The 20,009-nt window shown below is 59.2% G+C and carries 21 protein-coding genes and 7 pseudogenes; 17 read left to right on the top strand and 11 right to left on the bottom strand.

Going from position 1 to position 20,009, the window contains the following annotated elements; all coding sequences use genetic code 11:
• A pseudogene (locus ACVWWD_RS31065) lies at positions 1–623 on the top strand (hypothetical protein); the annotation flags it as partial.
• Positions 624–662: 39 nt separating this feature from the next.
• Here ACVWWD_RS31065 and ACVWWD_RS31060 read toward each other — a convergent pair.
• Positions 663–806: pseudogene (locus tag ACVWWD_RS31060) on the bottom strand (recombinase family protein); the annotation flags it as partial.
• Positions 807–1,045: 239 nt separating this feature from the next.
• Between ACVWWD_RS31060 and ACVWWD_RS31055 the strand changes: the two are divergent.
• The 5 genes from ACVWWD_RS31055 to ACVWWD_RS31035 all read left to right on the top strand — a co-directional run bounded on the left by ACVWWD_RS31055 (position 1,046) and on the right by ACVWWD_RS31035 (position 4,511).
• A complete protein-coding gene (locus tag ACVWWD_RS31055; RefSeq protein WP_352551208.1) occupies positions 1,046–1,783 on the top strand; it encodes a Crp/Fnr family transcriptional regulator in 738 nt (245 codons plus the stop codon).
• An 11-nt stretch (positions 1,784–1,794) separates the two neighbouring features.
• Complete coding sequence (locus ACVWWD_RS31050) at positions 1,795–2,061, top strand: DUF6894 family protein (protein WP_352551206.1); 267 nt, start codon at positions 1,795–1,797, stop codon at positions 2,059–2,061.
• A 408-nt stretch (positions 2,062–2,469) separates the two neighbouring features.
• Positions 2,470–2,697: an SHOCT domain-containing protein gene (locus ACVWWD_RS31045; protein ID WP_352551201.1), complete on the top strand. Its 228-nt coding sequence runs from the start codon at positions 2,470–2,472 to the stop codon at positions 2,695–2,697.
• Between the two features lie 294 nt (positions 2,698–2,991).
• Positions 2,992–3,348 (top strand): hypothetical protein, encoded by a 357-nt coding sequence (locus ACVWWD_RS31040; RefSeq protein ID WP_352551199.1) that lies wholly within the window; start codon positions 2,992–2,994, stop codon positions 3,346–3,348.
• A 212-nt stretch (positions 3,349–3,560) separates the two neighbouring features.
• Positions 3,561–4,511 carry a magnesium transporter CorA family protein gene (locus tag ACVWWD_RS31035; RefSeq protein WP_352551197.1) on the top strand — a complete coding sequence of 317 codons (951 nt, stop codon included), beginning with the start codon at positions 3,561–3,563 and terminating at the stop codon, positions 4,509–4,511.
• Positions 4,512–4,872: 361 nt separating this feature from the next.
• On the opposite strand, the gene ACVWWD_RS31030 is transcribed toward ACVWWD_RS31035, so the two are convergent.
• On the bottom strand, positions 4,873–5,754 hold the full coding sequence (locus ACVWWD_RS31030; RefSeq protein ID WP_352551195.1) for an SMP-30/gluconolactonase/LRE family protein: 882 nt from the start codon (positions 5,752–5,754) through the stop codon (positions 4,873–4,875).
• A gap of 347 nt (positions 5,755–6,101) precedes the next feature.
• Between ACVWWD_RS31030 and ACVWWD_RS31025 the strand changes: the two genes are divergently transcribed.
• The 4 genes from ACVWWD_RS31025 to ACVWWD_RS31010 all read left to right on the top strand — a co-directional run bounded on the left by ACVWWD_RS31025 (position 6,102) and on the right by ACVWWD_RS31010 (position 7,540).
• Entirely contained in the window at positions 6,102–6,383 is a 282-nt protein-coding gene (locus tag ACVWWD_RS31025) for a hypothetical protein (RefSeq protein ID WP_352551193.1), read from the top strand.
• A 31-nt stretch (positions 6,384–6,414) separates the two neighbouring features.
• On the top strand, positions 6,415–6,873 hold the full coding sequence (locus ACVWWD_RS31020; protein WP_352551191.1) for a MucR family transcriptional regulator: 459 nt from the start codon (positions 6,415–6,417) through the stop codon (positions 6,871–6,873).
• A gap of 12 nt (positions 6,874–6,885) precedes the next feature.
• Positions 6,886–7,188, top strand: coding sequence for a hypothetical protein (locus tag ACVWWD_RS31015; RefSeq protein ID WP_352551189.1), 303 nt, complete (start codon positions 6,886–6,888; stop codon positions 7,186–7,188).
• 148 nt (positions 7,189–7,336) lie between these two features.
• Complete coding sequence (locus ACVWWD_RS31010; protein WP_352551187.1) at positions 7,337–7,540, top strand: hypothetical protein; 204 nt, start codon at positions 7,337–7,339, stop codon at positions 7,538–7,540.
• Positions 7,541–7,677: 137 nt separating this feature from the next.
• On the opposite strand, the gene ACVWWD_RS31005 is transcribed toward ACVWWD_RS31010, so the two are convergent.
• On the bottom strand, positions 7,678–7,965 hold the full coding sequence (locus ACVWWD_RS31005) for a hypothetical protein (protein WP_352551185.1): 288 nt from the start codon (positions 7,963–7,965) through the stop codon (positions 7,678–7,680).
• 833 nt (positions 7,966–8,798) lie between these two features.
• Positions 8,799–9,284 carry a hypothetical protein gene (locus tag ACVWWD_RS31000; protein WP_352551183.1) on the bottom strand — a complete coding sequence of 162 codons (486 nt, stop codon included), beginning with the start codon at positions 9,282–9,284 and terminating at the stop codon, positions 8,799–8,801.
• Between the two features lie 387 nt (positions 9,285–9,671).
• Between ACVWWD_RS31000 and ACVWWD_RS30995 the strand changes: the two genes are divergently transcribed.
• The 5 genes and pseudogenes from ACVWWD_RS30995 to ACVWWD_RS30975 all read left to right on the top strand — a co-directional run bounded on the left by ACVWWD_RS30995 (position 9,672) and on the right by ACVWWD_RS30975 (position 12,046).
• Positions 9,672–10,031, top strand: coding sequence for an ATP-dependent DNA ligase (locus tag ACVWWD_RS30995; protein WP_352551248.1), 360 nt, complete (start codon positions 9,672–9,674; stop codon positions 10,029–10,031).
• Positions 10,032–10,256: 225 nt separating this feature from the next.
• Positions 10,257–10,484, top strand: a pseudogene (locus ACVWWD_RS30990) (adenylate/guanylate cyclase domain-containing protein); the annotation flags it as partial.
• Between the two features lies 1 nt (position 10,485).
• Positions 10,486–10,725, top strand: a pseudogene (locus tag ACVWWD_RS30985) (membrane-bound PQQ-dependent dehydrogenase, glucose/quinate/shikimate family); the annotation flags it as partial.
• Between the two features lie 231 nt (positions 10,726–10,956).
• Positions 10,957–11,448 carry a DUF4142 domain-containing protein gene (locus ACVWWD_RS30980; RefSeq protein WP_352551180.1) on the top strand — a complete coding sequence of 164 codons (492 nt, stop codon included), beginning with the start codon at positions 10,957–10,959 and terminating at the stop codon, positions 11,446–11,448.
• Between the two features lie 112 nt (positions 11,449–11,560).
• Positions 11,561–12,046 carry a cytochrome b gene (locus ACVWWD_RS30975; protein ID WP_457103711.1) on the top strand — a complete coding sequence of 162 codons (486 nt, stop codon included), beginning with the start codon at positions 11,561–11,563 and terminating at the stop codon, positions 12,044–12,046.
• A 261-nt stretch (positions 12,047–12,307) separates the two neighbouring features.
• Here the strand turns inward: ACVWWD_RS30975 and terL are convergent.
• A pseudogene (gene terL / locus ACVWWD_RS30970) lies at positions 12,308–12,730 on the bottom strand (phage terminase large subunit); the annotation flags it as partial.
• A gap of 383 nt (positions 12,731–13,113) precedes the next feature.
• On the opposite strand from terL, the pseudogene ACVWWD_RS30965 reads away from it, so the two are divergent.
• Positions 13,114–13,511: pseudogene (locus ACVWWD_RS30965) on the top strand (helix-turn-helix domain-containing protein); the annotation flags it as partial.
• Positions 13,512–14,345: 834 nt separating this feature from the next.
• Here the strand turns inward: ACVWWD_RS30965 and ACVWWD_RS30960 are convergent.
• From ACVWWD_RS30960 to ACVWWD_RS30940, 5 genes are all read right to left on the bottom strand, one after another.
• A complete protein-coding gene (locus ACVWWD_RS30960) occupies positions 14,346–14,579 on the bottom strand; it encodes a hypothetical protein (RefSeq protein ID WP_352551176.1) in 234 nt (77 codons plus the stop codon).
• Positions 14,580–14,821: 242 nt separating this feature from the next.
• A complete protein-coding gene (locus ACVWWD_RS30955) occupies positions 14,822–15,565 on the bottom strand; it encodes an SDR family oxidoreductase (RefSeq protein WP_457103710.1) in 744 nt (247 codons plus the stop codon).
• A gap of 29 nt (positions 15,566–15,594) precedes the next feature.
• Positions 15,595–15,990, bottom strand: coding sequence for a (R)-mandelonitrile lyase (locus ACVWWD_RS30950; RefSeq protein ID WP_352551172.1), 396 nt, complete (start codon positions 15,988–15,990; stop codon positions 15,595–15,597).
• 20 nt (positions 15,991–16,010) lie between these two features.
• Positions 16,011–16,481, bottom strand: a complete 471-nt coding sequence (locus ACVWWD_RS30945; RefSeq protein ID WP_352551170.1) for a cyclophilin-like fold protein — start codon at positions 16,479–16,481, stop codon at positions 16,011–16,013.
• Positions 16,478–17,668, bottom strand: a complete 1,191-nt coding sequence (locus ACVWWD_RS30940) for an MFS transporter (protein ID WP_352551168.1) — start codon at positions 17,666–17,668, stop codon at positions 16,478–16,480. Before ACVWWD_RS30940 ends, ACVWWD_RS30945 begins: the two co-directional genes overlap by 4 nt.
• A 151-nt stretch (positions 17,669–17,819) precedes the next feature.
• On the opposite strand from ACVWWD_RS30940, the gene ACVWWD_RS30935 reads away from it, so the two are divergent.
• A complete protein-coding gene (locus ACVWWD_RS30935; protein WP_352551166.1) occupies positions 17,820–18,713 on the top strand; it encodes a LysR family transcriptional regulator in 894 nt (297 codons plus the stop codon).
• A 227-nt stretch (positions 18,714–18,940) separates the two neighbouring features.
• On the opposite strand, the pseudogene ACVWWD_RS30930 reads toward ACVWWD_RS30935, so the two are convergent.
• A pseudogene (locus ACVWWD_RS30930) lies at positions 18,941–19,863 on the bottom strand (IS30 family transposase); the annotation flags it as partial.
• Positions 19,864–20,009: the final 146 nt, after the last annotated feature.

Here is a 20,009-nt window from a genome sequence, read left to right as displayed (position 1 = left end):
AAAACCTTCGCCAATACTCTGGCTAGCAGCGCAGTCATTATCGCATTGTCGCTTCCGGCAACGGCTGCTGGTGGCATTGGAGTTGGTGCAGGTGCCTCAGTTGGCGGGAGCAGAGGCGTCAATGCCGGAATCGGAGCATCCGTCGGCGGATCGGGCGGCATCGGCGCTGGGGCTGGTGCCTCGATTGGCGTGCGAGTGGCGTGAACGCGGGTGCTGGAGCCAATGTGGGCGGTTCGACGGGCGTCAGCGCCGGCCTCGGCGCTTCGGTCGGCGGCAGCAACGGCGTTAATGCAGGAGCCGGGGCTAACATCGGGGGGGCGGGCGGCGTCAACGCCGGGCTTGAGGCCAATGTTGGTGGAACGGGCGGCATCAACGCGGGGCTTGGCGTCAATGTCGGCGGCACAAGCGGTGTCTGGGTGGGCGTGGGCATTGGAAACGGAACAAATCCCAGCAATCCGTCGAACCCGAGCACCCTCTCGAGCACCAACATACCGGGTGCATTGGCTCAGATGTCGAGCTCGCAGGTAATGCGCATGAAGAAGCGGTGCGCCGACGTCCTCAGCAATGAGGGGACCTATGACAGTGACCTGCGCCAGCTCTGCCTGCTGATAGCACGCCGCTGAGGCTGAAGGGGGCTGCGGAACCAGCCGTGGGGCTTTGGCCGCACTCTCCGTGCGCCCTTCACGGCTGCCGCCTGACACCTTTTCCGAGCGGATAACCTCGCATCCCTCGGATTTCAGTTTTGCGAGCTGGGTTTCGAGATCTTGATCGATCGTGCTGACGCGAGCGTATCCAATGCGAGCCACAGCTTGTCACCTCAAAGTTTAGGCCCGAGGCTACCTTGTCACAAATAGTCGATGTCAAGCTGGATGGTGCCAGCTCACATCAGCTCCAGCGCCATTGATATATTCGGCGTGTGCCCGGCAGGTAGCAAACCGCAGCCCTTGGGTTCGCACCTCTCTCGGACCTCGGAGCGCGCGGACTGAGGCCGGGAACATTAGCTCCTCGTCCGAGTTCGGCATCTAACTCAATCCGGTCACCAAATTTGGCACATGTCCCTTCCCCTAACGTTTTAATCCGCAAGCTCCAGAACATCTCTGACCTCACCCAGTCGGATATCGCCGTCTTAGAGAGCATCCAGTTCCAGAAACGGGACTATCAGCCCAATCAGGACATTGTGAGCGAGGGAGAGCGACCAACTTATTCATTTGTGATCCTGGAGGGTCTGGTTGGATCCACGAAACTGACTGGCGAGGGTAAACGGCAGATCACGTCGTTCTTTGTTCCGGGAGACATTCCTGATCTCCACGGAATGCACCTCTCTGTCATGGATTGCACCTTCTCGCCGCTCACGCGCGTCAGCGTGGGCCTCATGCGGCACGATGCCTTGCGCGCCATCTGCGGCCAACATCCTTCCATAGCGACGGTATTTTGGCGCTCGACGGTGATCGACGCAGCGATATATCGAGAGTGGGTCACCAACGTTGGAAGGCGCGACGCGTATGCCCGCATGGCGCACATTCTGTGCGAACTCATCGTCCGCCTTCGTTCCATGGGGCTCATCAAGGACCATGTGGCGGAGCTTCCGATCACGCAGGCGGAACTTGCCGACGCGTTGGGCCTATCGACCGTGCACGTGAACCGAACGCTCCAGGAACTTCGACGCGACGGGCTGATTGTCACCGAGGGCTCGCGATTCCACGCTGTTGACTGGGCCCGGCTGGTTCGGGCAGGAGATTTTGACACGACCTACCTGCACCAAAGGAACGCGAGAACGCTGTGAGAGGCGGCTGGATGGCGCGATATTTCTTTGACACCGGCGACAGCGATGACGTCATCAAAGATGAGGTAGGCATCGAATGCGATGGGCTTGAGCAGGCACGTCGTGAGGCCATAGAAGGCCTGATCGACTTAGCGAGAGAATACCTGAAGGATTTCGATGGCCAGCAATTCTTCATTCAGGTCCGGGACGAGAAGGGCAACCAAGTGGCGAGGCTGAGCCTTTCTCTTCGAATGCAGATGCGGACCGATGAGCTGAACGATCCGAGTCTTCCGGCGTGATTTGTGTATTCACAGGGTACGGAATCCCGCCCTATCGCCGTCAAAAAGGCAGTCGTCCATAGCTGCCGGGCTTGTCACATCAGGCTTTAGGTTTCGATAGCCTGTTGTCACAAATGGTCGATGTCAACTCCGATGTTACGACCGGTAAGGTCGGCAGAGTTACGTAAGGCGAGGGAATACCCTCAAGTGACCGCTTCGCGCCCAGTGGCCGTCGTTCCTGTGGCCCCGTCCACTCCCCAAAAAGCGGACATGCCGGATCGATAAATGCTCTCGAAAATGCCAGCGTCGGATCACGCTCAATAATGCCATGTCGATCACTCCGTAATCCCCGCTGAAAAAACGCAGGGTGAGGGTCAAACATGGGTCAATTCTCGGTGGAAATATCCTGGGTTGCCGGGTCAGTTCTCAGTGGCAATCAACAACGGAGGCGAATCGGGCCTCAACCTTGCGGCTAACGACATCGTACCCGTACGCCTCGTCGGCAGCCCGCCGGCGCTGCCTGCGCTGCCGCCGCCAATCAACAGCCCGCCAGCACCCAATGACACCCTTACGCGTCTTGAACGGCTCAAAAAGCTGCTGGATGACGAAGTGATTGATCGGGACCAGTTTGAGCGGTTGCGGGAGCAGATAGTCTGAGTGTCGGGACGCTATTTGCCGCCGCGACTGGAGTTCGTTGCAGCGAGAAGCTCGGTTTCTCAAAGTCCGCAGACGAATCTGCCGCCGAGAGGTTCTGCTAGGGCGGTCGATCCCAGCGATGCGACCTGATCGACGATGCAAACGAACGGCCGGTGCCGGAGGGGACGACCAACAACGCAGGACCTGTACGTTTGTTCGGGTAGCCACTACCTCACGCCGTCAGGCTGTCCCCCGAGCAGGAACCTTTGACAGGCGCTAGCCGTTGAGCATTCCTACTAAACTCGGAGTCCGAAGATGGCCGATGACCAAAATCAAACCGCCGCACCGAGGCCCACACAGCGCGAAGCTCAGGAACCCTTGGAGAAGCAGGTCGCTCAGCTGAAGCGAGAGATCAACAAGATCAATCGGACGCTGGCAGAGCGCGTAGAAGATGTCGCCGACGAAGCCACGGGTTGGTATGACAGCGTTGCAGATCGGACGGGCCGTACAGCTCGGGTGCTTCGGACCGGCGTTCAATCTGTTTCCGGTGCCGCCCAAGACAATCCGGGTACGGTGTCGACCGCGTTCGTCCTAGGCACCGCATTAGGTTTGCTATTGGGCATCACCCTCTACGCCAGCGGGCCTGGCCGGGATCGCTGGTTCAACAATTGATCATCTATGCAGACCGAAGCACAAAGCCCTACTCGCGACTTCCGGCCAAAGTGATTGGCCTCGCGGCGATCGTTCTAGCGCGAGGGACGTGGTCGTTTTGCCGCGAGCCGGAACCAGAGCGTCACTAGGGAAGGCGATTCCGGCCCGACAATGCAGAGGCGGCATTGGCCCCAAGACCGCCCACGCAAGCCGACTGTTCAGGCACTTGCCAAATGTTGAACATCTATCCGCAGCGCAAATCCCCGAGAGCGGCCACAAGTGCCCTCTGGCTGGATCTCATTGACCCCAATGCGGCCGAGGTTAGGGAAGTCGAGACACTGGCCGGCTTTGCCCTTCCAAGCCGCGATGATCTTAACGAGATCGAAAGTTCAAGCCGCCTAAAGGCCCGCGACGGGGTGCTCTCCATGAGCGTTCCCATTGTCACGCATGTTGAAGGCGACCCTCCGTTGGTCACCCCGATCGGTTTTGTGCTGTCGCGCGAGCGCTTGATCACCGTTCGTTTCGCTGCACTGCCGGCCTTCGACGCAGTTGCCGGGCGCTTTACCGATTCCGACAAGCCGCCGACTTCAAGTCTTGAGGTGTTCCTCGACCTCTGTGATGAGCTTGTAGATCGTCTCGCCGACGGTCTTGAACAGGCGGCGACGGACCTTCGCACCCTCTCTGCAACGGCCTTCCATGTTCCCGATAGCCGGGGCCGCAAGGCGATCCGCTCAAACAATGTGATTCGCGCTCAGCTCCGCCATGTAGGCAGGTTGGGTGACGCTCTCTCGGAAAAGCGGGATGGGTTGCTTGCCCTTGGACGCGCCATCGATTTTGCGTGCGGGATGACCGCAGGCTGGGGTGACGTCGCGTCACGTATGGACGGCCTCAAGCTCGACATCGCATCGCTCGACAATTACGAGGTGCATCTCTCCGACAAGGTGCAGTTCCTGCTCGACGCCATGGTGGGATTGATCGGCATCGCGCAAAACGACATCTTCAAAATCCTCACTATCGTCTCGATCGTCGGCATTCCTCCGACCCTGATGGCGAGCATCTACGGCATGAATTTCAAGAACATGCCCGAATACAACTGGGCTTTCGGCTATCCCTATGGATTGGGGATGATTGCTCTCAGCGCAATTGTTCCGTTAGCGTGGTTCAAATGGCGGGGCTGGTTCTAGGGCCTGCAGAGGGAATGCTGAAACCGACCTGCCTCGTCGATGCTGAACCAGCCCGCTACCTCCTGTCGTCTGGTCCAGCGGCGAGGCCGTATCTTCATCGACTATTTGTGCAACGGGCGCGGCAACACGGCAGTCGGTACCACACCAAGCGGCGGTTGCCAGCTTTCAATGTGAAGCGACGTACCGGGGCGGTTTTTCCAGGATGGCCATGACAATCATCCCGGTCCAGCGCTCATACCGATCAATTAGGCTCTCGTGCAGCGCGTCGGACAAACTGTTTGACGCAATTGCCACCATCTGATTTCTGCACGCCGAATGTATGGCTTGCGCGGTGATCGGCGCGGCCCAATGGCCGCCGTGCTCAAAAATTCGTGACGGCGTAGACCTTGCCCGCATAAGGCGCTGCAGATTTGTCGTCTACGGCAGTGACAAAGATTGTTTTGCCATCGGCACTGAATGCTAGGTTGGGAGCGGCGGCTGAGGGGACATCTATGGTTTTGAGCAGCTTCTTTGTTGCCGGATCGACCACCAGAATTCGACCGGCACTATACTCGCCAATGTACAAATTGCCATCCGGTCCTAGCTTAATGCCATCCGGATATGCCGCTGCGGGTTCCCCTAACTCGTAAAGACGCAGGTAGAGCTGCCGATCCGAAAGAGATCCATCGGCGGCGATCTTGAACTGGATAACGCGGCCCGCCTCGGACTCGTTCACGTAGAGGGTTTGGCCGTCCTTGGAGGCGACCAACCCATTGGCGTAGTGTATGTCCTTAGCAAGGACACGGATCTTGCCATCGGCCGCGACATGGACGATCTTTCCCACGATCGGGCCGCTTTCCCAAGGACCAGACAGGGAGACGTAGGCGCCGCCTTTGCCATCAAGCGCGATGTCGTTTGGTCCAAGTAGCTTCTGGCCCTCGTCGTCCAGATCGAGCACCGTCTTGGTCTTGCCTGCGGCGTCGGTCAGCACAATGGTGCCATTGTCGTAGCCCGCGATTATAAAGCCGTCGCCAAATCGCTGGACCGCATTGGCGCCCGAACCATCCTTCTGCCAGACGACAGTTCGCTGACTGCCATCCCATTTGTCGATTTCTCCCGCGCCATATTGAGCATAGAAGAGCACCCCGTTCTCAACGAAAGGCCCCTCCGGGAACTTGGCGTCAGGATCGATGACCTTCACATCAGCCGCAAAGGCCGAACCGCAGCAGAAAAGCATCGTTGCGGCGACAACAGCGAGTTTCATGTCCGATCTCCATTCTCAGGTTATTCAAGGTAACAGAAGGGATATATCTGTTTGTCGAAAAGGCGACTATGATTTTCAAAAAGGACACGTGCCGGCCTGGCAGGGTGCCTGTGAAGACTGCGAATTCGGACATTTCTTCAGGTCACATTGAGCATGTCTGCGGCGGCCGATCCCCACGACGCGCCCGGTTTTTGCGACTGTCTGCTTTGCGCCTCATGCACGAACATGACGTAATCGCGGGAGCGGTGGCCACCTGAGACGTGGCGGCGACGTTCGAACCTCTAGCCGGCTGGCTGTCCTCGATAGGATGAACAACGGGCTCACGATGACAGAAGGGATGACCTGCAGTGGCACCGTTGCAGGGCGGCGACCTCATCCTTCGGCGGGCTGCTTTGATGCTTCGCAATATCGCCGGGGTGGCGTTAGAGCCGCCGGTAGAAGATGCGCTGGACTCCATCGCCGCCGGGATGAAGATCAGCAAGCCGGATCTCATTCAGATTGTCCTGAGTGATTGGCTGGAGACAAACGCCTACCTGCCTGTGCATGAGCTTGATGACGACAAGCCCGACAGACGGGCGTGGCTGACGCTCATTCAGCGCGTTGCGCCAATGAAGCCGCTCAAGTACTAGGTAACCCAGAGATCATTAGGACGGACAATCTATGACTGACGCAACTGAAACGGGCGCCGCCGAACTCATCGAGCTAACGGCAGATATTGTCTCTGCCTATGTAAGCAACAATCCGCTGCCCGTGGGGAGCTTGCCCGACGTCATCGCATCGATTCATGCTTCATTGTCCGGACTTGGTGGGCCAATCACGCCTGCCGTTGAGCCGCAAACGCCCGCAGTCAACCCGAAGAAGTCGGTGTTCCCGGACTACATCGTGAGCCTTGAGGATGGTCGCAAATTCAGGTCGATGAAACGCCATCTTGGTCTGCGCGGCATGACGCCGGATGAGTACCGCGCAAAATGGGGCTTGGCCCGCGACTATCCAATGGTTGCACCAAATTACGCCGCTACCCGGTCGGCGCTGGCAAAGTCGATCGGCCTTGGCCGCAAAGCTGCGCCCATAGCACCCGCCAAGAAGGCTCCTGCTAAGCGGAAAGCCAAGGCCTCGTAGTGACCACACCTCGTGAGTGATATTCGCACGGCGTTGCTGCTGTCCGTTCCGCGCGCTCTTCTCGATGCCGTTCCCTGCAATCTTCGGGCAGTCACCTGCGGCTGGGAAGCAGCGCATATTACGCTACGCATTGACGGTCAGATTTCTGATACCAGCATCGAAGATGCCCACATTGTGGGAGCTGAAGTGGCCGCCGACTTCCCAGTGCAATGGACCGTCGGTGAAGAGTTAGTTCGGCTGGATTATCCGGCCTCATTGGTGCCGACTTTGCTCGTTTGCGCATACCGCCCCAAAGAGAGCACTACAGATACCTGAGCATATCGCTGGGTTGCGGCAGACCTGTTCCGGCCGGCCGGCGTTGCGCCTTTCTCTCCCAAGGCCGCGTCGGCCTTTCTTCCGCCACCCAAGCGACGTCTATTGTCTTCGCGCGATTCGGATTCGAGTGGTACAACGAGGAACTCCCATGGCTAGCACCGCAGTATTGGTCTGGTATCTTGTAATCGCCGGCCCGCAGGGAGGGATGGTCGTGTTGCCGAGCACCTTCGACAAGCGCGAACAATGCACCGCTGCTATAGCCGAGTATCAGAAGCAGCCGACGCCTTCGGGCTGGTCTGTGCAGTGTGTACCGAGCGCCTCGCCCTTCACCGACAACGGGCCGGCAGAGTAGGCGCTGATCGGAGTGCAAAAGGGCCCGTCCTTAAGGAAGGGCCTAATTTACGGAACGCCGCTAAAGGGGTGGCGGCCACCGGCGGGCTAGGGGGAACGACGCCATGTGCTTTCGTTCCCCTTCACGTAGCGTTATTTTCAGCCGCCCATCTTCTTCGCCATCGCGCAAAAATCCGCATGCGACTTGTTGATCTTGGTATCCCCGCAGTCTTTCAACACCGCTGCCTGTTCATTGGGTTTCATAGCCGTCCATGAGGTCTTGAAATCCTTTTCCGTCTTCAAAGTTTTCATGCCGGCATCGGTGAAGAATGGTGACATCTTCGCGGGGTCGTCGAGGGCCGACGTTCCGGTCGCGGTGCCGGCGAGCGCGGTACCAGTGATGATTGAAAGCGCCATGGCACTTATCCAGAGATTCCTGATATTCATTGTAGGTTCCTTCCCTGATTTAGAGAACAATATACCTGCGTAACTGCCGCTGAACTTATTTCATCGGCAGTGTTGTCTGAGGCGTTTTAGCTGCACACTCTCGCGCGCTCGACTACCCGGTGATGATGGCGCCAGTGCGTAGTTACAAATATTCGGCAACCATGATGGTGGTGATGCCGCCTATAATAGTGTCCGTTGTTATACTGGCTGTCATTGTACTGACCGTCGTATTGGCCGTCGTTATTGCTGTCTTGGTAGTGATGTCGATGGTGGCGACGGTACTGGTCGCCATTGTCCGAGGAGTATTGGTCAGCGTAACCTCCGCCGTCGTCAGACTGAATAATTAAGCTTTGGGCATAGATAGGGGCCGTTGATATAAATGTCGTCGCTGCTGCGATCGCAGCTGCCAATAATAGTTTCATCAATTTACTCCCTGCTGGATTTACTCGCAACCTCACAACGACGTGATGACCTGTGCGTTCCAGTCGCGTTGTTTACAAATTCGTAAGCCATCAACAGGCCAGCTCTGACTCTCCCTCGTCTCTACCGATCGCGCGGCATAATCACGGGATAGAGGCAACCCACAATCGATCCTCGGCAGAGGATGCCCTGCTACATGCGCCGGCGTCGTTCGCTGCTCGACAGCAGGCTGATGGCGTCGTTGCGATGAGGTTCGCAAACAGATAGCACGGGCGTCTTTGGCGGGCGGCGGCGGCATAGACAACGGCGGTTAATAAGCGCTCACTTCTGTAGCGGGGACCGCCGCGCAGGGAGTGGACAATTGGCCGGGGCACCGCCGGGCATCGTATATCGCTACCGAAGTGGCGGGCTTCCTATAGGGCTTTGATCAGGCGCTCCAAAACGGGAAAGTCGCCAAGGTCCCTATACGGCGTCAGATCCAAATCGCCAGGCACACGTTTGAGCGTTTCTTCGTCGATTTGTTTCTCGTGAGCCTTCATCACTGCTTGGTAGTCTCTCCACGTGAGGCCGGCGCCCCTCACAGCATCTCGCTCGGCCCGAAGCGCGATCTGGTGGGCGTGGAGGTAATGCAACCTAAGCTCGTCGAGAAGAGCTTTCTCGACAACCTCGTGCGTGACCAGAAATGGCGCAAGTCTGATGTCCACACCCTCCCGTGCAATAGTTCGCGGCAGGTGACGGTCTATATAGATCGTCTTCGCATCCACGCTGTAGCCGGCAATGTAGGGGATATCGAATTCGTGGCTAACCGTGACGCGCCGTTGAAGAGCCGTCACCACATCGGCCAGCACGTCGTCGTCAACGTCTTCGGATTTGTGTCGGACCTCGTTTTCAAGCTTCAAGGCGATCCTCCTGTTCTTGGATCGGCACTCCATTTCCGATAATTGGAGGCCTGAGATCTGACAGCTTCGTCATTTCGCAAAGTCTCGGACTTCATCGGACCCGGAAACACTAAACTCATGTTTTGTCGCCTCACGTTCGTCTACGACGCGGTACCAGTACGGCTGTAGGGCTCTAGGCAAGACCGGCCGGCCGGCGACTAGTTCAGCCGATTTCGTCGCATTCTCTCCTTCCACAACTTGGGAAGAAAGCACGTTATCGTCGTATAGCTTTTCAACCTGATAGACCGGCATCGGCTTTCTCCCGTGAGGGTGCAGATCGAGCGCAACGCCGTCTCGGCTGATTTGTTTCAACCTCACGGCGATTCGGTTTTGGAACTATTTTAGCTAATTCTAATTCTATCGCAGTGTGAGGCGTTTCATCATGAGATTAAATTCGACGGATATCGCACCCAGCTCATCAAGGATGACGACGGCATCCGGCTGATGACCAAGAACGGCTACGACTGGACGGGCCGGTACATCCAACTTGAAGGCGAAGCTGCTGCGATCGAGGCGGAGAACTTCATTATCGACGGCGAGGAGATTACCATCAATGAGGCGGGTTTGTCCGACTTTCACGCCCTGCAATCAGCCGTAACCAGCCGCCAGCCTTCGCGCGACCTATACCTAGTGGCGCTCGACCTCCTACATCTGAACGGGCATGATTTGCGCGACATGCCGGTGGGGTACCCAGAGGGGCGGCACTAGGCTCCGGAGCCGACGAGCTGCCCCTAGGGCGTGCAACCGCCCTACCTGTAATCTACGGATGCGGCCCATCGAACTCGGGCGCGGAGATTTCCAAACTGCCGCGCTTTAGGAGCGCGTCATCCAGGCGGGATGAAATCCAAGAGTAGGCTTGTGGTGTCAGTTCCATCGCTGGTTTGCGCCCCGGTCCAACCTGCCGCCGCCAGCCCGGCCGCGCCGACAGATCTCGGCGAACCTCTTGATCGTCGTATCGAGTTCCGCATCGGCATCCACATCGGCGACGTCGTTGAGGAGAGCGACGGCGACCTCATGGGCGACGGCGTCAACATTGCGGCGCGCCTGGAGGGCGTTGCTGCCCCCGTCACCATCTGCCTTTCGGAGGATGCCTATCGGGAGGTCAGGTCGAGGCTCGACCTCTTGGTCAGCGATCTCGGCCAAACCCAACTCAAGAACATCGATCATCGCCGGGGGCGGCGTCGCGCTCCTGAGCGGAACGATGGATAACTACGTTCGTGGCTACGATCTCCGCACAGGAAGCGAGATTTGGCGCCAGCGGCTGCCGGCGGGCGGGCAGGCAACACCCTCCACCTACCAGGCTGCTGACGGTCGACAGTATCTTGTCGTGGTAGCCGGCGGCCACGGCTCGACCGGCACCAAGGCAGGCGATTCGATAATCGCCTACGCGCTGCCTCACTAGATGTGTTGTGGTGGCTTTGCTGGAGCGGATTGAGTGAGAAAGTTTCGGTGCCCACGCTTTGGATGGCATTTCCTTGACGGTGGAACATTCGAACCGCGCCCGAGTTAGACACGCGCCACACCGCCGGGAGCGCCAGGCCGGCCGCCTCCCCGCAGGTGAACTTGCGCGCGAGTTGCAACAAGGTGCACCACCGCCCGTTTGATTGGGACTCTTGCCCAGGAAAGGTTTCTAATGTCTCCCAAGCTCACCGTCACCGCCGCACTGTTCGCCGCAGCCCTGTTCGCCACCGGCCCCGCCTCCGCAAAAAGCGACAAGAATTTTTTGACCGACGCCATAAAGGGCGACAATTCCGAAGTCGCCCTGGGGAACCTGGCAGCGCAAAAGGGCGATAGCAAGGGGACCAAGACCTTTGGTCAGACCCTGGCCGCAGACCACGCCAAGGCGAAGCGTCAGGTGCTTTCGGCCGGCAAGAAGCTAGGGGTTTGGGACACCAGCGACATGACCGATGAGGCGATGGCTGAACAGACGAAGCTCAACACTCTATCCGGCCCTGCTTTTGATCAAGAATTTGCCACCTACATGGTGTCCGACCACCGCAAGGACATCGCTGATTTTAAGGAAGAGGCGAAGACCGGCCGCAGCAAGGTCGCCAAGCTGGCGATTAAAACGCTGCCGACGCTGGAGAAGCATCTGAAAATGGGGCAGGCGCTGCTAAAGCCGTGAGTAAGGATATGAATCCAGCGACGGCTGACATCAGCCATACGGTCGAGGCGCGAACATCGAGCTGGAGTACTATGACCGACCCACCTTTTGGTTCCACTGGCTGACAGCGCTTATGGTTGTGCTGTTGTTCGGTACGTCACTTGTCTGGAATTACATCACACCGCACAATCGCGCCTGGCGCCCGTTGTTTGAAGAGACTCACGTGTCGCTCGGGATTATTTTTGCCGCACTGATCCTTGCAAGGATTATCTGGCGATTGACCGGGGGACGCCAATTAGTCCCCGAGCCGGGCCTCCCGGGCAGGCTATCCAGGCTGATGTACATGATCCTCTATGTTCTGCTTGCTGCCGAAAGCGTTCTTGGCTTCCTCCTCCGCTGGGCCCAGGGCGAGGAATTCACGTTCTTCGGCTTGTTCAGCATCCCTGCACTTATGCCGCAGAACCGAGATCTGGCGCATACTCTCGAAGAAATGCACAACTACGTTGGCTGGGCGATCGTGATACTGTCGCTTGGCCATGCCCTCGCTGCGCTGTTCCATCACTACGTGCTGAAGGACAAGGTCTTCAAGCGAATGTGGACACGCAGAGCCGCTGCCTAGCCACGATTTCGAAAGGTTGTCCATTCGCACTGGACCGTGGAAACTTGAAGCTGCTAGGCTACGGCACTCGCACAGCGCCTGAGAGCCGTCGTACAGCGGACCGACAGCTTTTGGAAAATAACAGGTCGCTCGGAATGGCCGGAATGTGGGCGCAAGCTGACATTTTGGCGGCGCCCAGACTTTGGAGCAGGACTTCAAAATTTGCCGAAATAGAACCTCCCCCGTCGGCTTGTCGTCCTTCATCCAGATCAGCGCTTGGGTCATGGAGTCGACCTGGTCGTCGTGCTTTCCGTGCGGGAACGCGAGCACCTCAAGCAGGAAGTCATCTCTCCAATGCGCGACTTTCGGAAGATTGACGTTGCCGTTTTCGATCATTGCGGCAACACGTGACAGCCGGCTTTCCTTGTCGGTTCTGGCTTTTACCGGCGTGGTACTGATGTCCTGACTTTCCAAGTCGGCGATGAGGCTTGAGCCGGAACCCGCATCCTCAATGGGGATGATGTCGGGGGAGTGCTCCAGAAGGGAGTTTTTTACCGCCTTGATGAGGTCTGGGTAAGCTGCCCGGACGCGGACGAGATCGAGTAGGTAATAGTTGTTATCGTCCTTGGCCCATGTCGTTCCGACGGAGTAATCGCTGGAGGGGTCGCCCTTGAGGGCGGTGTCCCAGCTTTGAACGATGGTCATAGAACGACGGTCGAACTGATGCGGATCGTAGTCGCGAAACCACACCCTCTTGACCATGTTGCCGTCTGGCGGGGCAGGGGACTGTTGGTATTGCGCGGAGAAGGTGAGCGATCCCAAATCTCGCTTCAGTCTTTCCAGTTCGACGTGTCCGAGCCGGGCGGGGTGCAGGCGATCGTACCCGCGATTTACACCTGTCTGAACGCGCTCGTCCTGCTCGGCAATCGCTGACAGGTTCAAATGCTCCCAGCCGCCAGTCTCCAGAAGGACGCCGGCTAGGTCGCCGACATGCAATCGTTGCATGACAAGAACGACGGCACCAGCAGCGGGTGGGTTCAACCGGTCATCGCAACACGCTTTAATCTGAGAGGATGAAGAGGTGTTGCATGGTGACGTCACGGATCTGGTTTACGTCAGCGCAGAAGGTCGAGCTTTGGGAGCGATGGAAGCGAGGTCAGAGCATTTCGTCGATCTCGCGGGCACTTGACCGCCGGAACAAGACCGGGGTTCAGCGGATCGTATCCTTACACGGCGGCATTGCTCCGTCAGCTAGGCGCAGAGCGGCCTTGGCGCTCGGGCTGGCGGAGCGCGAAGAGATCTCTCGCGGGATCGCGGCGGGTCTTGCGATCCGCGCTATTGCAGAAGTCTCGGGCGATCCCCATCGACAATATGTCGCGAGATCTCGCGCAATGGCGGTGCACAAGCGTATCGTGCAGCCCGGGCCGACAAGTATGCTTGGGAACGAGCGCTGCGCCCGAAGCAGTGTCGCCTGGCATGCTCTGGGTGCTAATGCGTGGTGCTCAGCCTTAGCAACGCTGGAAACCGAGCGAGCCGAGCAGCACGCCAAAGTCTGCCCGCCTCAGGCGGCTGCGGGCCTACTCGGAATGGCTCGTTCGCGACGATCTAGCCTTGATGCGCGGTCGAATGCTCGGCGCTTCTGTAGAGCTTATCCCCCTAGGCACGCCATCCCCAAGCCGATTGCAAGTCATCAAGCGCTTGTTCCATCCTCATTGCCGGCCCGGCATCCAAGAAGGAGAGTTGTCGGAGGACGCCGAGCCTAACCGGCCATACTAGTGGGGGGTGGGCCTCTAGGCTCGCCGGCTGCCTGAATATGGGCCTTTTGGAGCCCTAGCGAAGCATTCGAACGAACGACGTCGCTCGCCGCCGATATGCTACAGTTCCCCGCAATGAGACGGGGGTCGCATGCGGATCGTTCTCTTTGCAATTGTGGTGCTGCTGTTCGTCGGCAGCGGCATTGGCTGGCTGCCGAGCTGGTGATCGCTGGCGGTTGACAGACAGCACAGACGCAAGGCACTTTCTCTCCCCAACCTAGGAAAAGCGGGGAGCACCACTATGAAAAAGCCATACGAAAAGCCAGAACTGAAGAAGCGCGAGCGCCTGGGCAGCATCGCAGCCCAGGTGGTCATCGTATCCGGCCTGGGCAAGACGTGAGCTTCGCGACGAAAACTTACGAGAAGCCTGTCCTGACCAAGCGCGAACGTTTGTCCGCTGTAGCGGCCGCGATCCCGCCGTCGGTTATCATATTGACGCCGCCTGGCTAGCGGATCGCGTTGTTAAGGACGAGGCCCGCTGGCTCCGGCCAGCGGGCTTTTTGGGTTTATGGGGCTATGCCTTGATGTTCGGTGCCGGCGGCTTCACGGTCGATCGCAATTGCAATCTCTCTACCGTTGCAACAATTGCGGCGGAAATCGCTTCTGCCTCGCCATAAAGCGGTTGGGCCATAGATGCAGTTTACTGCTTCCTCGCTGATGAGCACGCCCGGCGGGCAATGGTCCTCGATCGTCTCCATGGTCATTTGCAGGGCGGCTCTGCCGTCAGGATCGTTCTTCATGGGGCATCGAACCCGGCGCCACGGTAGAAGTTCCGGAACTATTTTAGCTAAGGCTTATTGAATGGACAGTTTCGCGAGTGAGTTGATGCGCGCACCGATGACAACAAACCCGGCCAACACCGCCGCCATGGGTGGCAGCAGGCTAACCGCGACCGAACGCGATGGTGTTGGCGATGATGTCGGCAGGTGTGTCATTCGTCAGAAGCAATCTGATCACGTTGTATGCGCGGCTTCGGTTTGGATCACCATGGTTGGTTGGCAGGCCCGACCGTGAACTCGTTGATCGTGGTGTCTTCCGGTGCGTCGATAGCGAACGCAACCACGTCAGCAATCCGGTCGGGCGAGATTCCGTATCTGTCATAGGTATTCTGCATCGCGGCGGCCGTGCCTTCGTCGCTGATTGTTTCAAGCAGCTCCGTGTTGATCGCGGCCGGATAGATGGTGGCGGTGCGGATGTTCGTCCCTTCCATGGCCGATTCCATGCGCAGGACTTCCATGAAGTCGCGCACGAACCATTTCGTGCCTCCATAGACCGCGCCATTTGGATAGGCCTTGAGCCCGGCGACCGAAGAGGTCGCGATGATGTGTCCGGATTTGAGTGCGAGGAACTCCGGCAGCACCGCGGCGACGCCGTTCAGGACACCCTTGACGTTCACGTCGACCATCTGGTGCCAGTCGTCGGTCTTCAGTGCAGATAGTGGCGAGATCGGCATGAGGCCGGCATTTAGGAACATGACATCGACGCGGCCGAACGTCTTCCTGGCCAGCTCGACGATAGCGTCGTTGTCGGGCTGCTTCGTCACGTCCAGTTCCTTGTAGGCCGCCTGACCGCCGTCGTTCGCGATCTCGTCGACGATTCGCTTCAGCTTGTCAGCGCGCCGCGCGCCAAGGACGACCTTGGCGCCTTTGCTCGCGAGCAGCTTCGCGGTTGCCTCACCGATGCCCGATGAAGCTCCGGTGATGATTACGACCTTGTCCTTGATCATGGCTGTTCTCCAAAGTTGATGGTTTGGTCTCAGGCGCCGTATTGTGCGTCCGTCACATGCTCCCTCCAGTCGACGACCTTGCCGTCCTTAACCTCCTGAAGCGCGATATGAGCCATGGCGGTTTCCGCCGACGCGCCGTGCCAGTGCTTTTCGCCCGGGCCGAACCAGACAACGTCGCCGGGACGGATTTCCTCGACCGGTCCTCCTTCACGCTGGACGCGGCCGAGGCCGGATACGACGATCAACGTCTGTCCGAGCGGATGCGTGTGCCAGGCGGTGCGGGCGCCGGGCTCGAACGTCACTTGCGCGCCCTGCACCCGCGCGGCGTCGAAGGGGTTAAAGAGCGGGTCGATCCGCACCGTGCCTGTGAACCAGTCTGTCGGACCCTTGCCGGAAGGTCTGGTCCCAGCGCGAAGAATGTCCATGGTGATCTCCTTTTGCGTTCTCAAATGCGTTCGATCCGGAGCGGGAATTCGCCGCGTATGTGCAGGGCCTGTTCGCTGCCGTTGAAGCGGCCGAGCCTGATCAGTCCGGGATGGCGATAGTTGGCGTAGAACATGGCCAGGTTGCCCCAAGGCATGAAGTAGCAGAGGTCGTAGGGCTGCTCGTTTGCGAATGGACCGCTTCCCTCCTCAGTCAGCTTGCGCGGCAGATAGGCGATCTTCTCGTTATGCGCGTGGTCCTCGATCTTGACGTCGAGCGGCAGCATGGAGAAGAAGTCGCGGGCTGACGGATTGTTGTAGAGCGCGGCGGTCATGGTCCGGCCGTTGAACATCATTCTGATCTTCATGTCGGTGGGCTCCTGGCTGGCTGGGTCGTTGCCCTCTTGGCTGGCGGCAGCGCGCGGCGCAACCGCCACCGCGAGCGCGGCGCCGAGCAATGTCCTGCGGCTGAGCGTTGCGCATTCGGTGGTCATGGCAACAACCTCCGGGCAATATGCGATGCGGCAACAGCGGCGAGGGCCGATCCGACGAGCAGCACCGCGCCGAACGCGAATGCACCCCACCAGCCGACCGCATCGAAGAGCGTGCCGCCTATCGCGGCGCCGCCGGTGATAGCGAGCTGGATCACGGCGACCTGCAGCCCACCGCCGGCTTCCGCGTCGTCCGGCAACATGCGGCTGAGCCACGTGCCCCAACCGACGGGCGCGGCTGTGCCGAAGAAACCCCAGGCTACGAGCAGCAGCGCTGTGGGGGTCGCCGACGCGCCGACGGCGATGAGCGCTATCGCCAGCGCGGCCATGACCAGCGGTATGACGATGAGGATGCTGAACAGGCGCGTGCGCAAGAGCCGGCCGATGCACCAGGTGCCGAGCACCCCCGCCAACCCCATGGCCAGCAGGATCGCCGAAAGCGCGGCGATATCGAGCCGGGTGACGTTCTCGAGGAAAGGGCGCAAATAGGTAAAGAGAGCGAACTGGCCCATGAATAGCATCATGATTGATGCCATGCCGATGGCGACCGGAAGGCGGCCAAGCAGGGCCAGCGGATTGCCTGGACGCTTCCTTTGGCGCGGGGGCAGTGCTGGAAGGCTGATCCACTGCCAGACCAGCGCCAGCAGACCGAGCGGCACGACGAGAAAGAAAGCGCCACGCCAGCCGATAAAGGCGCCAAGAAAGCTGCCCAGCGGTGCGGCAATCGTGGCGGCAATGGCATTGCCAGCGTTCAGCATGGCGAGGCCCTTTGGAACCATGTGTTCCGGCACAAGGCGCATGACGATCGCGGTCGACATCGACCAGAAGCCGCCGATCGCGACGCCGAGCAGCGCCCGGCCAACCATGAGGAACGCGTAATTCGGCGCAAAGGTGACGACTATACCGGAGACAATGAGGAGAACCGTAAAGCCGGCGACGACCATCCGACGGTCAATTCGGCGGGTGAGGCTGGCGACCAGGAGGCTGCTCACCACGGCAAAAGCACCCGAAATCGAAATCGCTTGTCCGGCGCGGCCTGCGGTGGTGGCGAGATCGGCCGCGATCGGACTGAGCAGGCTGACCGGCATGAATTCCGACGCGATAAGCACGAAAACGCACAGCGTCATTGACAGCACCGCACCCCACGCAGCGCGGTCTTCGACAAGCCTTGTGTCGTAGGTCGTTTCCATAATTGGCATCCTCGCAAGGCGACTGGGGCGGATCAGTCGCCCATCCCCATCGCCATGCCGAAAGATATTGCAGAGGGACCCATTCTATTAGACTGAGTAATTCGCATGGACTTATCTGGATGTGATATAAATGTCAGTCGGGAGGTGCCCTATGCAGCGCGATGGCATGAAGGATCTGCTCTGGTTCGTGGCGGTCGCGCGGGAGCGCAGCTTCACCAAGGCGGCGGCCAAGCTCGGAACCTCGCAGTCGACCCTGAGTTCGACAATAAAGGAGCTTGAAGCTCGTCTTGGCGTCCGCCTGCTGACGCGTACGACGCGGAGCGTCGCTCCGACCGAGGCCGGCGAGCGACTTTTCCAATCTCTTGTTCCCCGCTTCGAGGAAATCGAAGCCGACCTCGCAAGCCTGGTGGCCTTTCGCGACAAACCCTCCGGAACGGTCCGTATCACGCTGTCCGATCATGCGCTCCAGACGACCGTCTGGCCGAAGCTGCAACCCGTGATCAGGGACTATCCCGACGTGCGCGTCGAGCTCTACGGCGACAACGGAATGAGAAACATTGTGGAGGAGCGCTTCGACGCAGGCGTGCGGCTCGGCGAGAGCATCGACAGGGATATGATCGCGGTGAGGATCGGTCCGGATTGGAGGCTGGTGGCCGTAGCCTCGCCGGAGTACTTCGCGCGACGTCCGGTGCCAACCGCACCACAGGACCTTGTCCATCATAATTGCATAAACATGCGACAGGCGACTTTCGGCGGACTGTATGCCTGGGAATTCGCCAAGGATGGCCGCGAGCTTCGTGTGCGGGTGGAAGGCCAACTCACCTTCAATTCGAGCATTCCGATGATCGAGGCCGCGATGCGCGGCTGCGGGATCGCCTATGTTCCGGAAAATCTGGTGAGCCAGCACATTGCCAAGGGACGGCTTAGGGTCGTTCTTGACGACTGGAGTCCGCCGTTTGCGGGCTATCACCTTTATTACCCGAGCAGGCGGCAGCTCTCGCCTGCGATGGCGGTAGTCGTCGAGGCGCTCCGGTATCGCATCTGACCCTAGCCAAGCCACGCCTGTGCTGGTTTGGTGAGGGGACAATGCAGGTGGCTATGTTCAACCCCACATGGCCGTGGTCTTCGGCGTTCAGATGATCTTGCGACAGCAACGATCATACCCACCTAATTCTGAGCTTGTTTGCGATGACTGCTCCAGGGAGTTTCGGCCTGACACGGGACAGTCCGCTCCCGGCCCACCTGCTGCCCGGCGGTAATGCGCCGGTGGGTTCAACCGGTCACTGCAACACCTTGTGTAGCCTATCGGCGGGTGTTTCGAAGTCCAGGGTTTTTCGGGGACGCTGATTGAGCCGCAGGGCGACGCTGTCGAGTTGGGCCTGCGGGACCTGCGAGAAGTTGGTTGTTCTGGGGAAGTACTGCCTGAGCAGGCCGTTGGTATTTTCGTTGCTGCCTCGTTGCCAGGGACTGCGCGGGTCGCAGAAGTAGACCTGGAGATCGGTTGCGACGGTGAAGCTCTTATGACGAGCCATCTCCTTGCCTTGGTCCCAGGTCAATGAGCGCCGCAGCTCTTGGGGCAATGTGCCGATTTTCTCGGCGAGGGCCGCCACGACAGTCGCTGAGTCCCTTCTGGCCAACTTCACAAGCATCGTGAACCGGCTGTGTCGCTCGACCAGGGTGACGATGTTCGTGTCGTTTGCTCCGGTGAGCAGATCACCCTCCCAATGACCTGGGATGGCACGATCCTCTGCCTCGGCGGGACGCTCGCGGATGGAGACCATATCGAGGATTTGACCTTGCCCCGTTCGGTTGCTCTGTGCACCTTTGCCGAGGCGCATCTGTCGTTTGGTGCGCAGATGGGCTGTCAGCTCCTTCTTGAGCACCCCTCGCGACTGGATGAACAGGCTGCGATAGATCGCTTCATGAGATATCCGCATGCTTGGATCGCCTGGGTACGCTCGCTTCAGCCAACCCGCAATCTGCTCCGGCGACCATTGCAGTGCCAGCTTTTGCGCCACCCGCCACTTTAGCCGTCCAGAGCATGCCAGGCGACATTGCTTCGGGCGAAGCGCGCGCTGCCAAGCCTGCTTGTCGGCTCGGGTTGCTCGATACGCTTGGGCACCGCCATTGCGCGAGCTCTCGCGACTGATCGTTGATGGGGATCGCCCCAGACTTCGTGCAATAGCGCGGATGGCATCCGCTTGATTGTCCCGAAGGGATGCTCGACAGTGCATCGTTAATCGTCATCAGACCGGAACCGACAGGTGCGCACGGTATCACCTTTCTCGTTCACAATCATCGCTATGCAGGTGGTAACGAACTAACGAACTTCATCATTCGC

This window comes from Mesorhizobium sp. URHB0026, from assembly GCF_054059755.1.
This window is presented reverse-complemented; position numbering and strand designations above follow the sequence as displayed.